The organism is candidate division WOR-3 bacterium (assembly GCA_039803545.1).
In the GTDB taxonomy this organism is placed as follows: Bacteria; Hydrothermota; Hydrothermia; order UBA1063; family UBA1063; genus UBA1063.
Window position 1 is genome coordinate 43,491 of sequence record JBDRYS010000001.1, and the last position, 23,506, is coordinate 66,996.

20 protein-coding genes are annotated in these 23,506 nt (G+C 44.0%); 10 read left to right on the top strand and 10 right to left on the bottom strand.

Translation table 11 applies throughout. From position 1 onward, the window contains the following. Nucleotides 1-3 precede the first annotated feature (3 nt). From gatC to ABIM45_00255, 4 genes are read left to right on the top strand one after another with little or no spacing between them, the layout of a single operon-like run. Nucleotides 4-309 carry an Asp-tRNA(Asn)/Glu-tRNA(Gln) amidotransferase subunit GatC gene (gatC, locus tag ABIM45_00240; protein ID MEO0238344.1) on the top strand — a complete coding sequence of 102 codons (306 nt, stop codon included), beginning with the start codon at nt 4-6 and terminating at the stop codon, nt 307-309. Continuing rightward, the gene (locus ABIM45_00245) at nt 306-1,007 is read left to right on the top strand and encodes an HAD family hydrolase (protein ID MEO0238345.1); all 702 of its coding nucleotides are present in this window, start codon (nt 306-308) and stop codon (nt 1,005-1,007) included. Before gatC ends, ABIM45_00245 begins: the two co-directional genes overlap by 4 nt. Before the next feature lie 14 nt (nt 1,008-1,021). Continuing rightward, entirely contained in the window at nt 1,022-1,981 is a 960-nt protein-coding gene (locus ABIM45_00250) for an L-threonine 3-dehydrogenase (protein MEO0238346.1), read from the top strand. Between the two features lie 10 nt (nt 1,982-1,991). After that, nucleotides 1,992-3,227 (top strand): aminotransferase class I/II-fold pyridoxal phosphate-dependent enzyme, encoded by a 1,236-nt coding sequence (locus ABIM45_00255; GenBank protein ID MEO0238347.1) that lies wholly within the window; start codon nt 1,992-1,994, stop codon nt 3,225-3,227. 153 nt (nt 3,228-3,380) lie between these two features. Here the strand turns inward: ABIM45_00255 and panC are convergent, their stop codons facing one another. The 7 genes from panC to ABIM45_00290 form a co-directional block, all read right to left on the bottom strand. Continuing rightward, nucleotides 3,381-4,253 (bottom strand): pantoate--beta-alanine ligase, encoded by an 873-nt coding sequence (panC, locus tag ABIM45_00260; GenBank protein MEO0238348.1) that lies wholly within the window; start codon nt 4,251-4,253, stop codon nt 3,381-3,383. Beyond that, nucleotides 4,253-5,065 (bottom strand): 3-methyl-2-oxobutanoate hydroxymethyltransferase, encoded by an 813-nt coding sequence (panB, locus tag ABIM45_00265; protein MEO0238349.1) that lies wholly within the window; start codon nt 5,063-5,065, stop codon nt 4,253-4,255. The genes panC and panB overlap by 1 nt, the downstream gene beginning before the upstream one ends. Before the next feature lie 5 nt (nt 5,066-5,070). Next, on the bottom strand, nt 5,071-6,147 hold the full coding sequence (locus ABIM45_00270; GenBank protein ID MEO0238350.1) for a M42 family metallopeptidase: 1,077 nt from the start codon (nt 6,145-6,147) through the stop codon (nt 5,071-5,073). Nucleotides 6,148-6,157: 10 nt separating this feature from the next. After that, entirely contained in the window at nt 6,158-8,326 is a 2,169-nt protein-coding gene (locus tag ABIM45_00275; GenBank protein ID MEO0238351.1) for a glycosyl hydrolase family 18 protein, read from the bottom strand. Nucleotides 8,327-8,388: 62 nt separating this feature from the next. Continuing rightward, nucleotides 8,389-9,324, bottom strand: coding sequence for a M48 family metallopeptidase (locus ABIM45_00280; GenBank protein MEO0238352.1), 936 nt, complete (start codon nt 9,322-9,324; stop codon nt 8,389-8,391). A 9-nt stretch (nt 9,325-9,333) separates the two neighbouring features. Continuing rightward, nucleotides 9,334-9,879 carry a LemA family protein gene (locus ABIM45_00285; GenBank protein MEO0238353.1) on the bottom strand — a complete coding sequence of 182 codons (546 nt, stop codon included), beginning with the start codon at nt 9,877-9,879 and terminating at the stop codon, nt 9,334-9,336. Between the two features lie 47 nt (nt 9,880-9,926). After that, entirely contained in the window at nt 9,927-10,832 is a 906-nt protein-coding gene (locus ABIM45_00290) for a hypothetical protein (protein MEO0238354.1), read from the bottom strand. Between the two features lie 119 nt (nt 10,833-10,951). Here ABIM45_00290 and lptE point away from each other — a divergent pair, with 119 nt between their 5' ends. The 4 genes from lptE (at nt 10,952) to ABIM45_00310 (ending at nt 19,133) form a co-directional block, all read left to right on the top strand. Then, complete coding sequence (lptE, locus tag ABIM45_00295) at nt 10,952-11,440, top strand: LPS assembly lipoprotein LptE (GenBank protein ID MEO0238355.1); 489 nt, start codon at nt 10,952-10,954, stop codon at nt 11,438-11,440. A gap of 2 nt (nt 11,441-11,442) precedes the next feature. Continuing rightward, the gene (gene rlmD / locus ABIM45_00300) at nt 11,443-12,777 is read left to right on the top strand and encodes a 23S rRNA (uracil(1939)-C(5))-methyltransferase RlmD (GenBank protein MEO0238356.1); all 1,335 of its coding nucleotides are present in this window, start codon (nt 11,443-11,445) and stop codon (nt 12,775-12,777) included. A 131-nt stretch (nt 12,778-12,908) separates the two neighbouring features. Continuing rightward, nucleotides 12,909-17,567, top strand: coding sequence for a FlgD immunoglobulin-like domain containing protein (locus ABIM45_00305; protein ID MEO0238357.1), 4,659 nt, complete (start codon nt 12,909-12,911; stop codon nt 17,565-17,567). Between the two features lie 318 nt (nt 17,568-17,885). Continuing rightward, nucleotides 17,886-19,133 (top strand): M28 family metallopeptidase, encoded by a 1,248-nt coding sequence (locus tag ABIM45_00310; GenBank protein ID MEO0238358.1) that lies wholly within the window; start codon nt 17,886-17,888, stop codon nt 19,131-19,133. A gap of 470 nt (nt 19,134-19,603) precedes the next feature. Here ABIM45_00310 and ABIM45_00315 read toward each other — a convergent pair whose 3' ends face one another. The 3 genes from ABIM45_00315 to ABIM45_00325 all read right to left on the bottom strand — a co-directional run bounded on the left by ABIM45_00315 (nt 19,604) and on the right by ABIM45_00325 (nt 22,424). Next, nucleotides 19,604-20,059 carry an Hsp20/alpha crystallin family protein gene (locus tag ABIM45_00315; GenBank protein ID MEO0238359.1) on the bottom strand — a complete coding sequence of 152 codons (456 nt, stop codon included), beginning with the start codon at nt 20,057-20,059 and terminating at the stop codon, nt 19,604-19,606. Between the two features lie 207 nt (nt 20,060-20,266). Beyond that, nucleotides 20,267-21,865 (bottom strand): HD domain-containing phosphohydrolase, encoded by a 1,599-nt coding sequence (locus ABIM45_00320; protein ID MEO0238360.1) that lies wholly within the window; start codon nt 21,863-21,865, stop codon nt 20,267-20,269. Between the two features lie 10 nt (nt 21,866-21,875). Then, nucleotides 21,876-22,424 carry a hypothetical protein gene (locus tag ABIM45_00325; GenBank protein ID MEO0238361.1) on the bottom strand — a complete coding sequence of 183 codons (549 nt, stop codon included), beginning with the start codon at nt 22,422-22,424 and terminating at the stop codon, nt 21,876-21,878. A 99-nt stretch (nt 22,425-22,523) separates the two neighbouring features. Between ABIM45_00325 and ABIM45_00330 the strand changes: the two genes are divergently transcribed. Continuing rightward, nucleotides 22,524-23,147, top strand: a complete 624-nt coding sequence (locus ABIM45_00330; GenBank protein ID MEO0238362.1) for a V-type ATP synthase subunit D — start codon at nt 22,524-22,526, stop codon at nt 23,145-23,147. Nucleotides 23,148-23,220: 73 nt separating this feature from the next. Beyond that, nucleotides 23,221-23,436 carry a cold-shock protein gene (locus tag ABIM45_00335; GenBank protein ID MEO0238363.1) on the top strand — a complete coding sequence of 72 codons (216 nt, stop codon included), beginning with the start codon at nt 23,221-23,223 and terminating at the stop codon, nt 23,434-23,436. The last annotated feature ends 70 nt before the right edge of the window (nt 23,437-23,506 follow it).

Genomic DNA, 23,506 nt, shown 5'->3' on the forward strand with positions numbered 1-23,506 from the left:
AGAATGAAGGAAGTTGTTAAAAAGGTCTTACATCTTGCAAAACTTCAACTCCCAGAAGAGGAAGAGAAAGCCTTAGTGGAGCATTTTAAGAAAGTTCTCGATATGGTTGAAAAACTCAAAGAGGTTGACACTGAAGGGGTAGAGCCTCTTTATTATCCTCACGAAGATTTTACTCTGCGAATGCGAGAAGATGTACCAGAATCCTCTTTGCTAAAAATAGAGGTTCTGCAAAACGCTCCAGAGGCCTTTACTGATTACATCAAAGCCCCTTCTCCATTAAGGGGGATAGCTAAGAAATCAAGACAATGAATTTAGTCCTTTTCGATATCGATGGCACCCTTATATATTCTGGCGGGGCGGGTGCGAGGGCTTTAAACCTTGCCTTTAAGGAAAAGTACAGTATTGATGAAGCGATGTCTGTTGTAAATCCCCATGGTCAAACGGATATTGCCATAGTTGAAGAAATCTTTCAAAAGAAACTTGGCAGAACCCCAACTTTTGACGAAGTAAAGGAAATTCTTGAATTTTACCTTTTATATTTGAGGGAGGAGGTTTGGAAGGCAGAGAAGTACAAAGTTCTCGATGGGGTCGTCGAAACTCTTGAAGCTCTCGCCTCTTCAAAGGATTTTTTCCTCGGTTTAGCCACAGGGAACATTGAAGAAGGCGCAAGGATAAAATTGGAGAGGGGTGATCTTAATAAATATTTCAAATGTGGAGGGTTTGGCTCCGATCACAGGGAAAGGTGGCAAATTGTGAGGAAGGCCTGGGAAAGGTGCCTGGAGTATACTGGGGAAGTTTTTTCTAATGTCTATGTAGTTGGTGATACCCCATTGGATATAGAAGCAGGAAAAAAGGCGGGTTTTAAAACTATCGGCGTGGCAACGAGTATCTACACCTTTGAAGACCTTGTAAAGAGTGGAGCAGATTTTGTTATAAACAGGATGGATGAACTTTTAATGGTTTTAGAAGGAGACGCAAAGGTATCTTTTAAAAATGAGAGCTTTTAAATAGGAGGAGTTCAATGGCAAAAAGGATCCTTGTTACAGGAGCGGCGGGTCAAATTGGATCAGAGCTTGTACCCTTTTTGAGAAGTGTCTACGGGAATGACAATGTGGTTGCTTGTGGCCATTCCAAGCCGCTACCTGAGGAGATAGTTAGCTCCGGTCCATCCGATTATGTGGATGTTAGAGATGCCAGAGCTTTGGCAGAAAAGGTGAAAAAATATGAAGTTGGTACCATATACCATCTTGCGGCGATCCTCTCTGCCGCTGGTGAGAAAAATCCCCAACTTGCTTGGGATATAAACATTAATGGGCTTTACAATGTTCTTGAAGTTGCAAGGGAATTTAAGCTCGCAGTATTTATACCCAGTTCCATTGCCGCCTTTGGCCCCAATACCCCGAAGGTAAAAACACCTCAGGATACTATTCAAAGACCCACTTCAATATACGGTATAACTAAGGTTGCAGGTGAGCTTCTTGCGGATTATTACTGGCTAAAGTACGGTGTGGATACCCGGGGTGTGAGGTACCCTGGAATTATATCTTATGTGACACCACCGGGCGGTGGAACTACAGATTACGCAGTGGAGATTTTCTACGAAGCGATCCTTAAGAAAAAATATGTGTGCTTTTTGAAGCCGGGCACCATGCTCGATATGATGTATATGCCCGATGCCCTTAAGGCGGCAGTCCAGCTTATGGAGGCTGATTCATCTAAGCTAAAACATCGAAACGCCTTCAATGTGACTGCTTTCAGTTTTGATCCTGAGATGCTTGCGGCAGAAATAAAGAAGCACATCCCGGATTTTGTCATAGAGTATGAAATTGACCCGGTTAGGCAGGCAATAGCGGACTCTTGGCCTGACAGTCTTGACGATTCTTGTGCACGGGAGGAATGGGGCTGGAAGCCGGATTATGATTTTCCAACTATGGTGAAAGATATGATTGAAAAATTAAGTGCCAAACTTTTAAAGAAGTAAGGAGGGTATCATGGCCCTTGATAGATTAACAAAGGTTTTGAATAATGAGCTGGAACAGCTAAGAAATGAGGGACGTGCAAAGGGTAAGGAGTTTATCATAGTTGATGTGAAAAAACCCCAGAACGGTAAAGGTCCGAGGTTCTACCTTAAGGGCTTTGGCGATAAAGAATTCATAAGAATGAATTCCAACTCCTACCTCGGGATGCAATTTGAGGAAGAGATCATTAAGGTTGAAGAAGAAACAGCGAGGAAATTTGGGGTTGGTCCAGGTGCAGTAAGGTTTATAAGTGGTACCTATGCACCTCATAGGGAGTTAGAAAAGAAATTGGCCCAGTTCCATGGTCGAGAAGATGCAATGATTTACAGCGCCGCTTATGTCACGGTCATCGGTGTAATTTCCTCCCTTACTACACCGGAAACCATTATAATTAGTGATGAGTTGAACCACAACTGTATCATCAATGCTATAAGGCTTTCGAGGCCCAAGGACAAGGCCGTTTATAAACATCTTGATATGAAGGATCTCGAAAATAAAATTAAGGACGCTATTGGAAAGGCGAAGAGGGTAATTGTGGTTACCGACGGTGTTTTCAGTATGAGGGGTGACTATGCTGACCTTAAAGAGATTCAGAGGATAGCAGAAAAGTATGACAAGGAATTTGAGGAGAACATCATTACCATCGTTGATGATTCCCATGGCGTTGGTGCTTTTGGAGAGACAGGTCGCGGTACAGAAGAGGTAACAGGTGGAAGGGCTGACCTTCTTATTGGAACTATGGGTAAGGCTTACGGTGTAAACGGTGGATATGTGGTTTCTAACGAGGCTGTTATAACTTACCTGAGGGAAAAGGCTATAACTTACATCTATTCAAACCCCATTACACCGGCTGAAGCAGCCTGCGTGCTCAAGGTGATGGAAATCCTTGACAGTCCGAGGGGCAGGGAAAGGTTAAAGTATCTCAGAGACCTTGCTAATCGTTTCAGGAATGGTCTTTTAAAGCTTGGTTATGAAACTATCGTTAGCGAACATCCCATAGTACCTCTCTTAGTAAGGGATACCTGGAGAACTTCTGACATTGTTAAATATCTCATTGAGAACGGTATCCTTGCAACGGGGCTCAATTACCCTGTCGTTCCAAAGGGGGATGAAACTATTAGATTCCAGATCAATGCGGACCACACACCGGAAGACATTGACTATGTTTTGAGCGTGCTTGAAAGGTATAAGAAGGAGCGCTGGAGCTAAGTCGCTATCATTAGAGTTTTTAAAGAAGGCTTAGGATTATCTTTGAGATTCGGAGAAGATTAAGGTTAACTGGAGATTTTTAGACATTAACTTATTTTTGTTTCATATTTGAGCGTCAATTCTCACTAAATTTGCTCTGTGAGGTGCTTTCGATTACAAATTATTCCATTCCGGCAGTATTTCCGAGGTTTCCATGTTGTCTATGAGTCTTGCTTTGCCTACGAAGACTGCCAAGGCGATGAGCTCTTTCCCCTTTATTTCTTCAACGGGGGTTAATGTGTATTTATCGACAACTTCTATGTAATCGATTTTTCTGACGGATTTGTGCTGAAGGATAAATTTTTCCATTTCGGCCTTTATTTTTTCGGCCCTTCTCTCGCCATTTTTTATCATCTTGGAAGCCAGCTGGAGGGCATTGTAAAGACAGAGGGCATCCCTCCTCTCTTCGGGGTTAAGGTATACATTTCTGGAACTCATTGCAAGACCATCGGGTTCTCTTACAATGGGGCAGGGTACAATCTCGACGGTCATGTTCAGATCCCTTGCCATTCGCTCAATGATTCTGAATTGTTGGTAATCTTTCTTCCCGAAATAGGCCCTATCGGGCATCACGATGTTAAAAAGTTTAGTAACAACGGTGCAGACACCTTTAAAGTGTCCCGGTCTTTTCGCTCCACAGAGGTATTTAGATAACTCTGTTTCTTCGACATAGGTAGAATAGTCTTCTGGATACATATCCTTCACTTCGGGAATAAAAACGTAGTCAACCCCTTCTCTTTCCAGGAGACTAAGGTCCCTTTTTTCATCACGCGGGTATCTCTCGTAATCCTCACCGGGACCAAACTGAATGGGATTTACAAAAATGGAAACAAAGGTGACATCGCATTCTGATTTTGACCTTCTAACCAGTGAAAGATGTCCCTCATGAAGGTAGCCCATAGTGGGCACAAAGCCTATCCTTTTCCCTTCTTTTTTGAGTTTCTGGGATATTTTTTGAACTTCTAACGGTTTTTTCAATACTTCCATTACTCTTCCCTCTTCAACTTAAAGTAATGGGATTCGTCGGGGAATTTCTTTGCTTTTACCTCTTCCCTGAAGGCCTTTAGCCCTTCTACGCCTTCCCGATAAAGTTCTCTGTATGCCTTAGCGAAGGATGGCCTGAAGTCGGGGTAAAGACCGAGCAAATCGTGGAAAACAAGAACTTGACCATCGCAATAGGGTCCTGCTCCTATGCCAATGGTGGGAACTCTAACAGAATCTGTCACCATTTTTGCTGCCTCAGCAGGTACCATTTCGAGGACGATGGAAAACACCCCCGCTTCTTCCAAAATTTTTGCGTTTTCAAGTAGACGCTCTATCTCTTTTTCCGTTTTTGCCTGCAGTTTGTATCCCCCGTAGGAGTGAACATGTTGGGGCGTCATACCGAGATGACCCATTACAGGTATGCCATAGTCGGTTAGTTTTTTCACAAGCTCTGCCACTTCCCTTCCTCCTTCTATTTTAACGGCCTCGGCGCCCGCTTTGATCAAAAGGCCGGCGTTTCTTATAGCTTCAGCCTCGCTAACCTGATAGGAAAGGAAGGGCATGTCAGCAATCAAAAAGGCGTTTTTAACGCCCTTTTTTACTATTTTAGTGTGATAAATTACATCATCGATGGTGCAAGGTAGAGTGTTCTCATTTCCTTGAATCACCATGGAAAGGGAATCGCCGACGAGGATGGCGTCTACGCCAGCCTCGTCGGCCATCCTTGCCGAAACGTAGTCGTAAGCAGTTACCATTACTATGGGTTCTTTCCGTTCTTTTAGCTTGAAGAAGTCAACTATCGTAAATTTTTTCATTGTTTTTAAATCTGGTAGAGGATAAACTCTTCCTTGCTCTTTACCCTTTCGCAGAAGCCTGCGAGGAGTTTGATGATGTTGTCCAAATCATCGAGGTTTACGACCTCGCAGGGTGTATGCATGTATCGGTTAGGGACGGATACAAGTCCGGTGGCCACTCCTGCCCTTGTTAACTGGATGGCGTTGGCGTCGGTGCCTGTGGCCCTTGGGGCAGGTTCCACCTGGTAAGGAAGGTTCAATTCCTTCGCCGTTGTTACCAGTTTTTCAAAAACCTTCGGGCTGATGTTGGGTCCCCTTGCAATAACTGGACCGCCACCCAGTTTAATATCCCCAATGACCTTCTTTTCCACACCGGGTTGGTCTGCGGTATGGGTGACATCAACGGCAATGCCCACATGGGGATCTATTCCGAAGGCGCTGGTATGGGCCCCCCTCAGACCAATTTCCTCCTGGACGGTTGCCACTGCGTAGATTGAAGCATTCAGTTTGTCCTTTATTTTAGAAAGTTCGATAAGAGTTTCAAGGACGATAAAGGCACCAACTCTGTCATCGAAACCGCGGGCTACTACATTGTTGTTATACAATTTCTCGTAGGATTGAGCGTTCACGGCACAGGTACCAATGTCAATCTTTTCAAAAACTTCATCCCTATTTTTTGCACCGATATCGATCCACATCTCCTTAAATTTCGGAACCCTTTTCCTTTCCTCTTCATCAAGTAGATGAATGGCCTTCTTGCCTATTACACCAAGGATCCTTGAGCCATCCTTTCCTTTGATCCAGACCCTCTGTCCCTGGGCAATCTGAGGGTCAACCCCGCCAATGGTGTTGAAGTAGAGGTAGCCCTGCTCATCGACATAGGTAATCATATAGCCTATCTCGTCGATATGGCCTGCCAGCATAATTCTCGGTTCTTTACCCTCATTGATAACAGCAATGGCATTTCCATGGTAGTCGGTGTAGACCTTATCAGCGTATGGTTTTGCCCTTTCTACCCATACCTTCACCGCCTCTTCTTCAAAGCCCGATGGGCTCATTGCATTTACCAGCGCTTCTAAGAACTTCTCTCTATCCTTTTCCATATCTCCTCCTTTAGTAGAACAGAGCCACCTTCTTCCTGAGTAAAATTGTATTGTCCCTTTTAAGCACTGCAAAATAGACGCCATGGGGGCAATCTAATTCAACTTTAACACCGTCGGCAACCTCCTTTGTTTTTATTCTTCTTCCCGCTGCATCGTAGATTTCCAAAGTTGCGGTTTCAGGCCCGATACCATTTATTGTTAGGAGTTTACCACTTAGGGTCAAAGATGGTGAGGCCTTTTGTTCCTTAACGGGCAGTGTTACATTTATTACAATGGGTCCCAAAATAGTATCGTTGTTTCTAACGAGGTAGAAGGTTTCGCTCAGTGGTCCTTCTTCATAGGTGGAAACCCTCATTTTGAAGTCGAAGTAGAAGGTCTGGCCAGGAAGGCCAAAATGTCCGAGGGGCTTGGCTCTATTAGTACCTGCCCAGTATTCAGGATAATAGAAATTTGAGGGGTTTCGACTACTTACTAAAGAGGTGAGGGAATCAAAGGAGGAGTAGGAGGTGTTTTTTACTTTTAAACTAAGGGTAAAGGTGTCATAGGGCGTGAGAGTGGAATCGGGATATATGACTTCTAAAAGTTCGCCCGACAGTGGATTATAGTTTTCAAGGTTATAATAGAGGGTTGCATAATTGAGGGATATCCAGCCCCTTGTATTACCCTGGATGTTGGGAAGGTAGATTCTTGCCCATCCGTTGACGATGGAATCGACAACAAAAACCTGTCCTCTGGTAATTTGCGTGATAATGGAGTAGGATGTGGATGGGCCCGTTCGTACGTTCAAAAGGTCGGTGGTGCAAAGGGCGACGGTGTCTCCTGATGAACCTTCCAAATATCTTACACTAATCCCATCACCAGCATAAATATAGCCATAATAGCCACCACTGGCGGAAGGGAAGTAGATCTTGTACCAATTCCCCTCATAGTAAAAGGCGACGAGCTTGCTTCCGTAAGATGCAGTAGTTATGACGGGGTATGAAGTTGAAGGCCCTTCTCTTATGTTGAGTTCGGAAGCGATTACTCTTACGACGAAATGTTCACGAGGAACTGGGATGTTCAATTTTTCCCTAATTAGATTGTTAAAGATCCCACGGTCGTAGGTTAGTGCCCAGCATCCAACTCCTTTTAATGAACTATCCATAGCCATTTGTATTTTAATTCTGATAGAGGCGGTGTCATCATACCAGACCTGATACCATAGAGAATCGACAGTATAGCGGTACCAGGGGGTAAGGGAGTAGTTATCCCAGAGCCTACCGTAACTCACTGCCTCTTGCATTGCGGTGGGAGCCACGACCGATGAACCATTGCCCGTAGCAGGACTGTTAAGGTTTCCCGATTGGGTTGGCCAGCGGTACCCATAGTAAGGCATACCGAGGATGAGTTTTGAAGGTGAGCAAAGGGCCTTATAACTTCCAATGGTTTTTGCGATGCAATATTGCCCCCAAACTGAAGAAGGAACCGCTGGTGCTACAGGTCCTGCATAGTCAGAGCCAGAATAGTGAAAGTCGTATCCCATAATGAAAAGTCCATCACTGTGGGTGGAAAGGTAGGTGTAATCGTACCCTGGGGACCACTCGGGAACGGCAGGCATTGCAATAAAAAGGTCCTTTCTCCTTGAGGTGTTGTTTTGAAGGGCATAGTAAAGGTCGTTTATAAAGCGAGAAAAGCTGTCTTTCACAGTAGAGGATACAAACTCAAAGTCTATGTTGACACCTTCGATGCCATAGTTTTCAACAAATTGTACAATGTTGTTAATGGCATTTAATCGGGCTGTGCGATTGTTTAGGAACGCAGAAACTTTAGTACTTCCAAAGATGGTAAAGGTCATGTGGACTCGTACCCCTCGCTTATGGGCTCTGTTTATTAGAGAAATAAAGTTGTTAGAGTAGGGAATAGCTCCAAGCGCCCCCAGGGTGTCAATTCCAACGGAAAAATAGGCTACATGGGTAAGGAGAGAAAAGTCGATGTAACTGTACTCGGTGGTGTCTATCCAATATGGGCAGTAGCCGTAAAAGATGTTTCTAAGCCCCTTTTCTTCAATTAGAGGTTCAACTACAATGGGCGTGTCACTTACAGGCGAAAAGGCCGCCTCGTTCAGATGGGAGTAATATTCTATCTCGTGAATGGAAGGTGGGAAAGGCTCAGTAAGGAAGAGGAGCAAAAGAAATTTCACTTTCTCACCCCGAAATTAATTATGGTTTGCCAATCCAAGAATTTACTACTAAGTTCCATCAACTACGCAGAAAGGCCTGCCATTTGTTTCAAAATGGCAATCCTCTTCCAAATAGGTGGATGGGTGCTCCAGAGGTTTGCCCATAAAGAGTCTTTTTCCGAAAGTCCGCGCTTCTTGGGGTCACTGATGAAAAGGTGAGAAACCGCATCACTTACTTGCATGGGTCTTGAGTAGGTAGCGATCTTTTCAAGGGCTGAGGCAAGGGCAAGGGGATTCCTCGTTATGGCAACAGATCCCGCATCGGCCATATATTCTCTGGCACGGGAAATGGCAAGGGCCATTAATTTTCCGATGATGGATGCCAATAGTACAATTAAGAAGAGGATAAGTATTACCAGAAGCTCTCCCCCGCTGTCTTTCTCATCCCTCCGTCTTCTTGCTCCTCCAAAATATAACTGAAATCTCAAGAGGTCAGCAATGATTACAATGGCACCCACAAGGACTGCCACCATCGTCATCGTGAGAATATCCCTGTTTTTAATATGGGAAAGCTCATGCCCGATAACGCCTTCCAGTTCTTCCCTATTTAAGAGCTTTAAAAGCCCTGTAGTGGCACAAACCGACGCGTGTTTTGGATCTCTGCCCGTTGCAAAGGCGTTGGGTGATGGATCATCCATTATGTAACATTTGGGTGTTGGAAGACCTGCAGCTATGCTAAGTTCCTCAACGACATTTACGAATTGTCTCTCTTCATAATCGGATAAATTGGGCTTTCTTGCTCCTACAGAAGCGAGGACAATTTTATCACCCCAGTAGTAAGAAATGAGGCTCTGAAGGAGGGCGATGAGTAGCGCTAAGAAGGTAAAGAAGCCGCCAGCCCCAGTAGCATAATCGATCAATCTTCCGATGAAGTAGAGCATTAAAACGAGGAAAAGGACCAAGAAAAAGGTCCTCCTCTTATTTCTGGAAGCGATTTTCACAAAATCTAAAGCACTCATCCTGCCTCCTTAAAATTTGATTTCAACCCTTTCTCTTTCTCCTGGAAATTCGAGAAATTCTGCGGGCTTGAAGCCGAAGAGTCCTGCGATAATATTCAAAGGAAACATCTGGCAAAGGGTGTTATATTCTCTTACAGTGTCGTTAAAAAATTGCCTGGCGTAGGCGATTCTATTCTCGGTGCTTATGATCTCCTCCTGGAGGATTTTGAAGTTCTCAGAGGCCTTAAGGTCTGGATAATTTTCGACAAGTAGAAGCAATCTCTTTATGTTGTCTGAGATTGAACCTTCGATCTCCCCCCTCTCTTTTAGGTCGCTGGTACTAATTGCCCTACTCCGCAACTCTGTTATCCTCTCTAAGAGCTCTCTTTCGTGTTTCATATAACCTTTTACAGCCTCCACAAGGTTAGGAATGAGGTCATGTCTTCTTTTGAGCTGGACATCCAGTTGGGAAAAGGCCTCTTTGACCCTTATCCGCCATCTCACTAAGGTGTTGTAAGCGAAAAGGACAAAGAGGATAAGTAAAATGAGAATTACAAGCACAATCTTCAGCGTCATATTGTTATATTAGTATAATGCGGGCGTTTTTTCAATAAAAGGAAATACTACAAAATAGCCTGCCACTTAGTGAGGGCATCCTCATCGGGGAGTTCAAAGCGAAGAGAATTCCCTGCAATTAAGGTTTTACCTAAGAACCGCAATGAGTCCCGTATCTCATCGATGTTTAACATTTTTCTCACTTTTCCAAAGGCAAGTATAAGGATTTCATTGCCCCGTTTTACAAGGCAAGCCGAGTAGGACCTCTGACCAAAGGGTAATTTTTCGTAAACCATCACATTGGGTGTCACAATCTCCCAATCAACTCCAGGAACCTTTGGACAGCGACCTCCCCCAAGTAGGGCAAAGAAGGTAAGGAGATTTGCAATGAGAATTGCTCCAAGAATAAAAGCGAAAAACACCCTTTTGCTTTGCAATTGCAGTGGGGAAATCTTTTTGCGAAAGTTAGAAATATTGTGTGAAAACTCTGGCCTCGCTACCTTTTTATCCCCATATTTGAGGCTTTCCAGCAAACTTATAAAGTACTGGAATTTAGTGTCAATGGTACCATCCCTTGATGTGATGTCAATCCACAGAAGGAGGGTGTCAAGGGCGATTACCGCGGCTACTGAATAGCCTTTCCTCAGCGGTTTAAAGGCTATAAAGGCAGAGTCACCGAGGGGGACATAGTCGAGTATTAATCGGTTCCCTCTGAAGTTGTAAAATTTTATATCTTCAAGGTTTTGAATCGGATTTTCTTGGCAATGGTAAAAGAGTCTCAACCCTTCTTTAAAGGTGTAGCCTTTCCAGTTTTCGTCTTCAACCCATTTCGGCAGCGATGTTGGAAATTCACCAGAGAAGGGGCCTAAGTCTCGGAAAGCGGTGTCGAGGGAGGAAAACTTTTCCATTGCAAAAATGACAATAACTACAAGGGAGAACTCAAGGATCAAGGTGAATAAAACAACCTTTTTCACGCTCTAATTTTATGGCAAACCCGGTAAATTCGCCACTGCGCCTGCGTGTAGACACTAATACAATGGCCCAAAGGCCATAAGATTCCAGTTTCGCGGAATTTCCCTTAAAATTTAAGTAAATGAGAACCTTCAAGATTTTAGTCTTCCTTTTTGCCCTTCTGTTTTTAAGTTGCGTATACAGTTTCAAGGGTTTCACAGCAGGGAAGGTCTATGAAGTTTACATTGAAAATTTTGAGAATACTTCGGAAAGGGCGGGGATCGAAATTGACCTCACCCGGTGGATTACCGACCAGTTTGACTCCGATCTCCGTTTTAAGGTAGTTTCAAAGGCAAAGGCTGAGTATATATTGAAATTCACAATTTCGGGCTACAAGGTAGAGCCCTATCAATATAAACCTGATGGAACCGTTTTGAGCTATCGAATTATCGTTATGGGGTATTTGAAGATTACAAATGCCAAAGAAGGAAAAGTTGTGCTTGAGGATAAGTTAATTTCCGCCTGGGGCGCCTATGCTTATAACGAAAGGGAAGAGGATGGACTTAAAAAGCTTTCCGATGATCTCGGAACCAAGATTATTCAGGAATTTTTGAATACTGTTTCTCAGTAGAAATGCCGGAAACCTATATTGTTCACATCGATAAAATGATCCATGAAGGCCTGTCCCTCGGAAAGCTGGGGCAGGGCATAAAGGTAATGGTCCCCTACGCCGTGAAAGGCGACGAAGTAGAAATCCGAATTGTTAAGAAGAAAAAGGATTACTGGATAGGCGCAATTAAAAAGGTGATCACCCCGAGCCCGATGAGGACTGTTCCCAAATGTCCCTACTTTGGAAAATGTGGTGGGTGTCAGTGGCAGATGATCGATTACAAGTATCAACCTCAGCTTAAGAAGGAACTGGTGATGGATACGCTGAGCCATTTATCAGGTTTTAATGAGGTAGATGTGCTGGATACCATTCCATCTCCGAAGCCCTTTAATTACAGGAATAAGGTCCATTTTCCTCTCAAGAGAGTTTCCCCTAATACGGTGATTATGGGCTTTTACAAGCAGGATACCCATTACATCATCGATGTGGTTGAGTGCCCTCTACACCTTGTTCAGTTTAATGAAATTTTCAAAAGGGCAAAAAGGCACATTGGTGAAAAGGGTCTTTCTATTTACGATGAGACGAAGCATACGGGATTTATAAGGAATTTTACCCTGAGGGGTTCGGAACGAATGCAGGAAACTCTCATCGTTATTGTTTCCAGGGATGAGTATCTCCATAAGGGCACCGCAATGGATTTAATGAAGATGGGTAATAATGTTATAGGAGTGGTGGAAAACATAAACCCCGAGAAGGGCAACACCATCTTTGGTAGGGAGAGCAGGACTCTTGTGGGAACCCATCTCTTCCATGAGAGGATTAAAAATTATACCTTTGTAATTTCGGCTACCTCCTTCTTCCAGGTGAACACCTGGATTGCGGAGAAGATGGTGGAGGTTCTGGATAAGGTTATGCAGGAGATAGGGGAGGTGGATGTTATTGCCGATGCCTACTCAGGAGTAGGGCTTTTTGCCGTTGCGTCGGCGAAGTACGCAAGAAAGGTCTACGCCCTTGAAATTTCCCCCGAATCGGTAAGTTGTGCCCATAAGAACATCGCTGTGAATAATAAGCCCAACATCGAAATAATTAACGGCGATGCAGAAACGCTGCTTCCGACTCTTGATAGGGTTGATGTCCTTATTTTAGACCCTCCCAGGAGAGGGGTAGGTGATGGCATCGTGAACTTTCTCGCTCATTCAAAGCCATCACATATTCTCTACTTCTCTTGCAATCCAGCTACCCTTGCGAGGGATTTGAAAAAGATGGTGGATGTGGGATACAAAATTGAGTTTGTTCAGCCCTTTGATATGTTCCCTCAGACTTTCCATGTGGAAAATTTGGTCTATTTGAAAAGATAAAATTTTCGAATTTACCTCAAAGTATTTCAGGCTTTAAGGTTGCGCTCTTAACTCCTTGAGAATTAGTGTTTTACAAGTACTTGACTTGCACATCCTTTTAAGGTTATAATTTTTAAACACAGGAGGTATTTATGTTAAAACGTGTGCTCCTAATATCCGCCTTGCTGGGTATGGTTTGGGCCCAGAAGGCAAAAGTGGAAGAAATGCCACCAATACCTGTGGAGACGCCTATGTGGATTGGTGGCGAATCGAAGGCTCCCGCTCCGGTGATCGATACAAACTGGATATACTCGGGCTCTACTGCAAACCTCACACGAAAGGTTGCCGTTGGAAAGTATTTCAAGGGCCCAAGTGATGACACGCTCAGAGTTTTGACTGTCCAAAGCGGTGGAACGAGGTACTTAGTGATTGCCACCGATACCACAACTACTGGGTTTGGGACGAGGAAGTTTAGAATCGATACCACGATTACCTTCCCTACCGGTGCCACTGAAGCGTCCATTGCCGTTGGGGATGTGGATGGTGATGGAGTAACGGATATTCTAACGGGTGATAATGCTGCTGTAAGTGGTAAGGTCTGGCTCAGAAGGTTCAAATGGGATGGTACAAACTGGGTTAGGGTTGATAGTATTGGGGTTGGTTCTTCAGATTACATAAATGATATAGTTATTGCCGATGCTGATAACGATGGCGCTTCAGAGGTGCTTTTCAACCTCGCCAATAATACTAATTCTGCTATAATGGTCGCCAAATGGAATCCCCTATCGAGTGGCTGGGATACGACCAGGATTACCTTTGGCAGGACCCAAAGATATAGAGGCGTAGCGGTGGGCGATGTAATTCCCGAAATTCCTGGTAATGAGGTTTACATTTGTGGTGGGACAGATTTTGCGATGGCATACTGGAACGGTACCCAATGGGTAACTCAAGTGATCACCACCGCTCTCTCTTCCTGCTGGGACCTTGTGATTGGAGACATAGACCCCACTCTACCCGGTAATGAAATTGCCATTGTTCATGGATCTACATCCTATCAAATTAGTGTATGGAATTATGATTCGAACTCACAAACCTTTTATGGAAGAGCGTGGAATATCCTTGGAAGCTCCTGGGGAACGAGCGGAAACAACGACATAACTATTGGTGACTTCCTCAGGGAAACACCCGGAAACGAGGTGGTATTGTCCAACACCGGTACTACTACTACGAACCCCTCTATATGGTTTAACATCAGTCCGAACGGTAGAGTGTATGCAGGAGCTTTGCGAAAGCTTGGAGCTTATGCGGATTACGGTGTTCTAATTGCCGATGTGAACAGGTGGAGAACTGGTAACGAACTGGTGATGTCCGCCGGTGGAAATCTGGTGGAGATGGAGCAGAGGATCCTTGCCAACGATGTTGCCCTTCTTTCTGCTACAAGAACCCTTTCCCTTTTGAAGGCAGGGGTTTATGATACCCTTAATGTGGAAATTTCCAACCCTGGAACGACACCAGTATCTTCTGTTAATTTTAACATTTCTTCCACCAATGGACGTGTACCTACCCAGACAGTCAATGTGCCGGTTACACTCAATCCCGGTGATATAGCACTTGTTAAAGTTCCTTACCAGATAGGTACAAGCCTCGGCATCGATACGCTGTTTGTTTCCCTTGCCGATGCCGATGATAACACAGCCAACAACGGTCCGGCTAAACTTTATGTAGAAATCTGGGATGATTCAACGGTTGCTGCAACCTCTTTCTCCGAATCTCCATTCCCCTTAGGTTGGAACAGGGTAATTCTCTCTGGTAGTTATAACTGGACCAGGGTCACATCCGGCTCTTACCCTACCGTTTCACCCCTTGATGCCCCGGCAATGGCGATGTATCAATCCTACTCGGCCACTTCCGGCTCTGGTGCAAGGCTCATATCCCCGAAGATCAATGTGGGCAGTGTAGCGAGGAAGGTGAAACTGAGATTCTATATGGTTCATGACAATGGGTATTCGACAAGCTACGATTCCCTTTATGTTGAATACTCCCTTGATGGAGTCAATTTCTACACCCTTGCAGGATTTCAGCGCTATGATTCGGCTGCGACGACCCCTACCTGGACACCCCATGAAGTAGAGATCGGTGATTTTTCTGGTGGCACTGAACTTTATGTGGCCATAAGGGCACAAAGTGGATATGGTAACAACATGTTTATAGACTCGGTAAGAACATTTACTACTACCCCCACTGCACCTGCCAATGACGCCCAGATTCTAAGTGTCTCTGTTCCTAAGCCGGTAATACAGAACGAGGGAAGTCCCGTGACCATAACCTTCAAGAACAGTGGCCTTGACCCCATTACCTCTATTCAGCTCTACTATACCCTTGGCGGTGCTGATACTACCTGGGAGACCTGGACTGGGAACCTGCCGGGTGGAAGTTCGCAGGTCTACACCTTCGCTACTCCGTTTACGCCTGCCGATACCGGCGAGTTTACTCTTTACGCCGGAGTGAAACTCACTGGTGATGCAAACCCTGACAATGATACGATTTCCACAGCGATTCATGTCTGGCCCTATATGCAAGCACTTCCTTACAGTGAGAACTTTGATGAGAACTGGACCAATTCCACCAACCCTCCTTACGGTGGCTGGAAGATTATCGACGGTGGAGATGAGGCAGTACCTGCTGTTAATACCAATGACTGGCACAGGTATGTGGTAACTACTCCCGCAAGGACGGTGGCCAGGGTTTACTACTCACCTATAGAAAATCAGGATGACTGGCTGATTTCACCGAGGCTCAAAATAATGGGCTATGGAACTTATACATTGAACTACTGGCATTACTATAGGGACTACTCGACCTCATCTCCCGACTCTGGACAGGTTTTGATTTCCTTTGACGATGGTGCAACCTGGATTGAACTTACAAGGTATTCCAATGCGAGTGATAGTGGCTCGAGGTCTATAGACCTTACGCCATACATTGCACCAAGGGTTGGAACTGTTCAATACTTTAGAATAGCCTTCCATTACGGTGCAAGGGATGAATTCTACTGGTATGTTGACGACTTCTCTGTGACCTTTGCTCCCGATATTACGCCACCTGTAGTTAATTTGATCAGGGATGTCCATGATTCTTACAATACCGGTCCCGATACCGTGATCTTCGAAGTAGGTGACATCTCACCCTTCTCCGTTAACGCCTTTGTCGTAGTTAATGATACGATTATCAAAGACACGACCATTGATTTTGGTCCAGGGATTGATACAGTGGTGGTAGAAATTCCTGGTAGGCCTCAGGGAACCGTTTACGATGGTTACATTTATGTTGAAGATGCTAATCAAAACAGCTGGATGACCCAGGGTACATGGTGGAAACTCTATGCCTATACGCCCAGCACCCCTGCCCTTACACCGATTACAACGCCGCAGAAGGGAGTGAGACTCTCCTGGTCCAGTCCAAGACAGATCTTGAGATACGATGGCGGTGAGGCCTATTACTTCACAGGCCTTAATCCGGGCGATATCATTTCAGTGAGATTCACACCTCAATACACACCTGCCAGGATAGATAGTGTAGTTGCCCTCTTCTACGGAACTTCCAATCAGATGCACCTTAAGATTTACAATGACAACAACGGTGTTCCCGGTAATGTAATATTCGATACCCTTATTACCGTTCCTGTTTATCCTACACTTCTAAGGCTTAATCTTTCCAATAAGAACATCGTTGTTAACGGGCAGTACCACATTGGCTTTGAGTGGACCGTTGCTGACCAACCCTATCCGATTAGTGATGCTGGTGCAAATACAAATAGGAGCCTTTACTATGATGCAAACAGTGCCCAATGGTATGCTGCCGGATACGACTGGTTTATAATAAGTGCGGTTACCTACCTGCCTCAGAGCAAGGCCTATGCAGGAAGTTACAGCACAGCAAAACTCCTTAAAGAACATAATCTGAAGAGAGTTGAACTGCCGCAAGTTGCGGTCAAAGAAGAGAGAGACGAGGGCTCAAAGTACATCCAGAAGTACACGATCTTAAGGTCAACCACCTCTGGTGGACCTTATGACTCCATTGGAGTTTCAACAGTCACAACTTACGAAGATTTCACTCTTGCTACAGGCAATACATATTACTATGTGGTTAGAATGGACTACCTCTCACCCGATACGATGACCTATGGCGATGAGGCGAGCATCACCACCGATTTGGTTGGACCTGAATTTTCCTCCTTTGCCTACGACACTGGCGGTGTTAATAATATCTGGGTTAGTGTTGCCATCACCGATCCATCGGGGATTAATGGCGATACTCTCTACTATTCCATCAATGGCGGTAATTTCGCTTTTGCAATGCATGACAGTGTGGTTGGTTCCACCTATTTCTACACTATACCAGGCCTCAATGTGGGTGACAATGTAGACCTCTACTTCGTTGCCCTTGACAACTCTCCATGGCATAACCTGTCAAGGTATCCTGAAACGGGATACATCACCTTCCTTGTTACCTCTGTGACCGGCGAGAAGCCCAGTATGTACGCCTTTAATATTAAAGGTTCTAATGTAAGCGGAAAGGCTATGGAGTTTGCCTATGCGCTTCCTGAGAAATCAGATGTGGAAATTGCCATTTACTCTGTGACGGGTCAGAGGGTTGCTACCCTTGTCAAAGGTGCGAAGGATGCTGGTTACTACACGGTGAGATGGAATGGCACCGATGACAGAGGCTCTAAGGTTGGTTCTGGTGTTTACATCGTGAAGATGGTTACACCGAAGAAGAACTTCACAGAAAGGATAATACTCACGAAGTAGCAAGTCCGACTTCGACCTAAAAAACTGCCCCCTCCCTTTGGGAGGGGGCAGTTTTTTAGGAGAGTTTTTGAGCTTCAATGAACTCTTTTCTCTTGTTTTTTTCTATGTTTGAGTAAACTACAACCTCAATGTCGGCTATCTATTTACAAAGCATTCACTCATCGATAGTTGTACAGAGTATTATGGAGGAACAATTCCCTGAAAAGTTGCACCACGCCGATCCAAAAAAAGTACGAAGTCAAGGGTTTTTAATAAGGCCGCCATCTTGCTTCCATTAAAATAAGGTTAGTTCTCGTTCTTGGTATTATAATTTTTCTTATGAGAAGCCTTTCCAATTATGCTTACAAAATTTTGAGGAGGATCGCCTTTCCCCGGCTGGCAGGAAGTATCGAAGAAGAAAGGGCCAGGGAAATCATCGTTGACGAACTCTCAAAACTCGGACTTTCTGTATCACAACAATCTTTTTATCTTTGGACCTTCAAGCCCGGTGATGGTAGAGTAGTTCTCAAAAATAGGGTGTTCAAGGCTGTTCCCTACGGCAATACAAAGCCCTTTGATGAGGAAGGCGAAGTGATCTATGGGGAGGATGTAGATTACCTCTCTCAGGAGGTTAAAGGTAAGATTGTTGTAACCTACGGAAGGGTTAGGGGCGAAGGCTACGAAAGACTCATTGAAAAAGGGGTAAAGGGACTTATTTCCATCTCACCTCCGGAGAGGGGATTTTCCTTCTCTTCCATATCCCAGCGGTTTGTGGAAGAGGGAAAAGTGATTCCTGCCCTTATAGTTGACTATGACACTGGGCTAAAGTTGAAGGAGTCAGAAGGCAAGAGGGTCAGGATTCAGGGAAATACGGAATATTACAAGGGTACAGCGGTTAACATAATTACGGAAATAAAGGGAACGGAAAAGCCCGATGAGATTATCCTTCTTTGCGGACACTATGACTCCGTTGCCATTTCACCAGGGGCCACGGATAACGGTGGAGGAAGTGCCATTTTGGTCGCTCTCGCAAAATATTTTTCCAAAAGAAGACCAAGAAGGACACTCAGATTTGTATGGTTTTCCGGTGAGGAGTTGGGGCTTCTGGGTAGTCAGGCCTATGTGGAGGAGATAAAGGACGAATTAAAGAAGATCAAGATGGTTATTAACCTTGATGTGGCTGGAGACCCCATCGGTGAAAACGGAGCAATGTGCATTTCCGATAAAGACACGGTAAATTTTGTTTCCATCCTCTCAAAGGAAAAGGGTATCCCCTTCAAGGTAAGGCTTGACATCTATTCCAGCGATTCTATGCCCTTTGCCCTCTATGGGGTGCCTTCCATTAACCTTGCTCGTTTTGGTGGGAAGGGCAGTTTTTACATCCATTCCCATGATGACAGGGTCAACTATACGGGGGTAAGCGGTCTAAGCCCCGTTCTGGAAATGGCGGTTAATATTGTTGAAAGACTTGATAATAGTGTAATTTTCCCTTTGGAGAGAAGGATCAGCGGAGAGTTAAGGGAGAAAATCGAGGACTACTTCAAGAAAATGCAGGGGAAAAAGGTCGAGGTGAAGTGGGAGAAGTGAATCGAAGGATTTTTGAGGGAACGCTTTGGGTTCAAAGTTTTCTCTGAACCTCGAGAATAAAGGCTTTTATTTAAACTCTTTGGTTTTTAACGGGTATAGTGGGTATGCTGGTTTTGAAATGGGATTTCGGAGAATTTTTTGCGTTGCTGTTAAGTTATAGGGTGAAAACGCGTTATTTTTCGTGTTTTGAGCGAAGAAAAACTAATCAACTTTTGGGTTCAAAATTTTAAGAGCCAAAAATTGCGCTTAAGAGGAGTTCGGGCGGAAACTTCCCAGATAGGTTCAAAATTATAAGAGTTGAAAATTTACTTTTCTGAATGGATTGGTATAGGAGTAAGTGGAAGTTTGTTAAAATAAAAAAACTTAAGGGGCTCCGCTGTTCCAATTAGTGGATATTCTAAGTAGGTAAGTGGAAGTTTTTTAAAATAAAAAGAACTGGGCGCCCCTTCGGGGCGCCCAGGGCTATAAAACTATTCAATTTCTATTTCAATCTCTTTACCCTTAGCCTTCTCACTCTTTGGTACGGTGATAGTCAGGATACCGTCTTTATAGGAGGCCTTTGCCTTATCAGGAACTACTTCCGTTGGGAACCTTATGGTTCTCTCGAACTTACCGTAGTTCATCTCGACGCGGTGGTAGGTTTTCCCTTTCTCCTCTTTCTCCATCTTCCTTTCACCGCTGATGGTAAGGGTATCCTCGGAGATGGAGAGTTTTACCTCGTCCTTTTTGAGCCCTGGGAGTTCAGCCTTCACGATGAATTCATTCTCGGTCTCTTCGATGTCGACGGCAGGAACCCAGAAGGCCTCCCTTTCCCTTAACATCTTCTCAGCCTGTCTGCCGAAGAAGGCATCAAAGAGTCTATCAACCTCTTCCCTTAGGGAAGAGACTTCTCTGAAAGGATCCCATCTCATTAAATCCCTTACCATACTCTCACCTCCTTTTTAAGTTTTTGATTTGTCTTCATTTATATAATAGTAAGTCTCTTTGAACGGTCAAGAGTGCGGAAATCTTTGATGTGCAATGACTTATGTAGCTTGATATTGACAATTTCCCCTTGCTTTAATGCAATACGCTCAAGGAAAATTAACAAATATACCTTTTAGGTGAAAAAACTGTTTAGCCTTTTGCTTAACTCATTTTTCTGAAGTTGCCTTAGGCAATTTTCCTTCTAAATAGAGTTTTTCCATTATTCTTACGACTTCCGGGTCATAAAGGATTCCTGCCTTTTCTTTGAGTTCCCGCAGTGCCTCTTCCGGTGATAAGGCGGGTCTATAGGGCCTGTGGGGGGTCATTGCTTCGTAAACATCAGCACAGGCTATGACCCTTGCCTCTAAGAGTATTTCGCCATTTTTTAGCCCTTTTGGATATCCGCTGCCGTCGAGTCTTTCGTGGTGCTGAAGAACGATTTCGGCAACCGGCCCTTCAAATTCAATATCTTTGAGGATTTCGTAGCTGAAAGATGGGTGTTGCTTTATTAAATTAAATTCCGATTCTGTTAATTTAGATGGTTTATTGAGTATCTCAATGGGTATGATTAGCTTTCCGATGTCGTGGAGAAGCCCTGCGTATCTTAGGGTTGTTAATCTATCCTCATCAAGCCCCATTTCTTTTCCTACTAAGTAAGCAATTTCCGCAACCCTTGACTGGTGGCCTGCGGTATAGGGTTCTTTAAGTTCAATGATATGGGAGAGGGTTTTTATAATGCCCTCTGTGAGTATTCTAAAACGGTTCCTCTGCTTTAACGCTTCGATTTCCTGTCTTTTTATCTCGGTAATGTCGTTTTCCACGAGGATAGTGGTTTCTTCGTCCAGTTTAGTGAGGGTAGAGGAAAGGTACCTGTCTTCCCTTTCGGTCTTCCTGTTGTAGAAAATTTTATGAGGTTCTCCACTTTCAAGTACAGTTTTTATCAACTCTTTTGCGTCTTTATCTGTTCTACGGATTATATCGGAGAGTTTTTCAGCCTCTTCCGATTTCTTAATTACCTGAAAAACATTACCATTCTTTGTTACTTTATAAATCCTTTGCGGTATTGCTTCTAAGATGGCGGTTCTCTCTTTAAGAAGTTTTTGCAGCTCCTCTTTAAGGGCGACATCCTCGGAAATATCCATAATCATAGCAATTAATAGATTTTCCTTTTCGAACTCGAGGGGCATTACGAAAAGCCTTTGCCAGACAATCTTTCCATCTTTACTTATGCACCTTACGTCCATTATAAAGTTTTCTGTCTTTTTGTCCTTCAGTTCTTTCACCTTTTCGAGAATCGCGGGGACATCATCGGGGTGGGTATAATCCTTCCAGTTCATTTTCAATAGTTCTTCTCTTGTGTAACCGAGCATCTTTGCCCTTGTTTCATTGACCTCTAATGTGTTTCCATCGTAATCTGAAAGGGTGACACCCACGAGGGGTTGTTCAAAGAGATGCTTCACTATTTCTTGAAAGCGCCTTGCCTCTTGTTCTGCTTTTTTCCTTTCCGTTGTTTCCAGAGTTAGTTCGACAAATCCTACGAGTTCCCCTGCCTCGTTTAAAATAGGGTTGGATCTAATTAAAAACCATCGACCGTCGGGCGTCGTAACCTCCTTTTCTTCAGGTTTTAATGTCTTTCTTGTTACCTCGAGGGGGCAGAAAGGACAAGGGGTATTACGCTGATGCCACAATTCATAGCAGAATTTTCCTTTTAGTTCATCTGGATTTTCAATTCCAATGGATAAAGCTGCAGCTCTATTTGCTTCCAAAATTCTGTGGTCAAGGTCTTGAAGGATTTACATGTTCTCTGAGGTTATTTCTAACGACATCATAAACCCATTTTGTATGATAGATATCGATGAGGATTGAAAACATAGCAGTGTGGGCCTTTAAGCTCTCCGTCTCCTCGGGTGTTAGTTGACGTCTCGATTCGGTGCCGGCCACTAAAATACCATAATTTTGGGTGGAAGTGAGGATGGGCATTAAGAATACCTTGTTTATATTGAATTTTGCAAGGAATTGGTTTACTTCTTCCGGAAGGTTTTCCCTTTGACATTCAAAAAATTTGTTTTGGGCTTCTTGAAAGATGTTGGAACCGATACATTGTGGAGTCAAATAGGGAAATTTTTGTGGAATCTCTCGGACGGGATTGCCTTTGTAAACTCCTGTAAAAAACATTAATTTTTCTGGGTTTCCCACATTGAGGTATATCACAGCGCCGTCAAAGTGAAGATTCCTACAAAATATGTTTAGAAAACTAATGAAGCTCTTCGGGGTTGGTTTTGAGATGATTTGAAGTACAGCTGAAAAATCTTTATGTTGAAACATTGTTTAATTTTATATACATTGGGACGCATTGTCAAACAAATTAGTTAGCACCTCGCAAGCCTATTTGGAGTAATATGAATTTTCTGGTATAATATAAACATGCCACTTATAAGTGCCAGTCCAACTCGGATGGAGCTCTTGAGGCTCAAAAGGCGTATTGCCATTGCAAGAAAGGGCCACAAACTTCTCAAAGACAAGCAGGATGAGCTGGTAAGGATTCTCTTTGAGCTTCTTGAGGGCCTTAAAGAGCTTAGGAAGAAGGTAGAAGAGGAGTTGTCGGAGTCGGTAAGGAGGTTCGTCCTCGCCAGGGCCTTTATGGAGCCTGAAGAGGTGGAGGAGCTTTTCTTGATTCCTTCTGTTTCCTCAGGTATTGAGATTGGTGAGAAGAAGATAATGACCGTTGTCGTTCCAACCTTTAAAGCAAGAATTGAGGGCAATTATTTAAGTTATGGGTTTGCGGGAACCTCGCCGGAGCTTGATGTGTCTTTAGAATCTCTAACGAGGGCGTACAAAGATTTAATTGAACTTGCGGAAAAGGAAAAGTCCCTTGAACTATTGGCCATCGAGGTAGAGAAGACGAGGAGGAGGGTAAATGCCCTCGAGTACATTTTAATTCCGGAGCTTGAATCCACTATTAAGTTTATTTCGATGAAACTTTCTGAGATGGAAAGATCTGATATTACACGCCTGATGAAGATTAAAGATATCGTCAGAGCACATTAACTTGACACGACCCCCCTTTAGGAGCATAATTAAACCATTCTTTACAAACAATTTTTAACGGAGGTTGTTTCAAATGGGTAACACTAAGAAGTACGGGCGGGTCAAGTGGTTCGACTCGCGGAAAGGCTATGGATTCATCCAGCTCGAGGATGGATCTGGTGATGTGTTCGTCCACTTCTCCGATATAGAAGGAGAAGGATATAAGACACTGGAAGAAGGGCAGCGCGTGAAGTTCGATGTGGAAAAGACCAATAAGGGACCGAAGGCTGTTCACGTAGAAAAGGCATAAAAGCCTTATAGCCCGAAAACAAGAAGGGGGAACTTTGAGTTCCCCCTTTTTTATTTTATAATAAGCCGAA

Bases quoted from the DNA above. Each gene is read 5' to 3' on its own strand.
- gatC (MEO0238344.1), top strand. From the start codon at position 4: ATGAAGGAAGTTGTTAAAAAGGTCTTACATCTTGCAAAACTTCAACTC.
- ABIM45_00245 (MEO0238345.1), top strand. From the start codon at position 306: ATGAATTTAGTCCTTTTCGATATCGATGGCACCCTTATATATTCTGGC.
- ABIM45_00250 (MEO0238346.1), top strand. From the start codon at position 1,022: ATGGCAAAAAGGATCCTTGTTACAGGAGCGGCGGGTCAAATTGGATCA.
- ABIM45_00255 (MEO0238347.1), top strand. From the start codon at position 1,992: ATGGCCCTTGATAGATTAACAAAGGTTTTGAATAATGAGCTGGAACAG.
- panC (MEO0238348.1), bottom strand. From the start codon at position 4,253: ATGGAAGTATTGAAAAAACCGTTAGAAGTTCAAAAAATATCCCAGAAA.
- panB (MEO0238349.1), bottom strand. From the start codon at position 5,065: ATGAAAAAATTTACGATAGTTGACTTCTTCAAGCTAAAAGAACGGAAA.
- ABIM45_00270 (MEO0238350.1), bottom strand. From the start codon at position 6,147: ATGGAAAAGGATAGAGAGAAGTTCTTAGAAGCGCTGGTAAATGCAATG.
- ABIM45_00280 (MEO0238352.1), bottom strand. From the start codon at position 9,324: ATGAGTGCTTTAGATTTTGTGAAAATCGCTTCCAGAAATAAGAGGAGG.
- ABIM45_00285 (MEO0238353.1), bottom strand. From the start codon at position 9,879: ATGACGCTGAAGATTGTGCTTGTAATTCTCATTTTACTTATCCTCTTT.
- lptE (MEO0238355.1), top strand. From the start codon at position 10,952: ATGAGAACCTTCAAGATTTTAGTCTTCCTTTTTGCCCTTCTGTTTTTA.
- rlmD (MEO0238356.1), top strand. From the start codon at position 11,443: ATGCCGGAAACCTATATTGTTCACATCGATAAAATGATCCATGAAGGC.
- ABIM45_00305 (MEO0238357.1), top strand. From the start codon at position 12,909: ATGTTAAAACGTGTGCTCCTAATATCCGCCTTGCTGGGTATGGTTTGG.
- ABIM45_00310 (MEO0238358.1), top strand. From the start codon at position 17,886: ATGAGAAGCCTTTCCAATTATGCTTACAAAATTTTGAGGAGGATCGCC.
- ABIM45_00315 (MEO0238359.1), bottom strand. From the start codon at position 20,059: ATGGTAAGGGATTTAATGAGATGGGATCCTTTCAGAGAAGTCTCTTCC.
- ABIM45_00325 (MEO0238361.1), bottom strand. From the start codon at position 22,424: ATGTTTCAACATAAAGATTTTTCAGCTGTACTTCAAATCATCTCAAAA.
- ABIM45_00330 (MEO0238362.1), top strand. From the start codon at position 22,524: ATGCCACTTATAAGTGCCAGTCCAACTCGGATGGAGCTCTTGAGGCTC.
- ABIM45_00335 (MEO0238363.1), top strand. From the start codon at position 23,221: ATGGGTAACACTAAGAAGTACGGGCGGGTCAAGTGGTTCGACTCGCGG.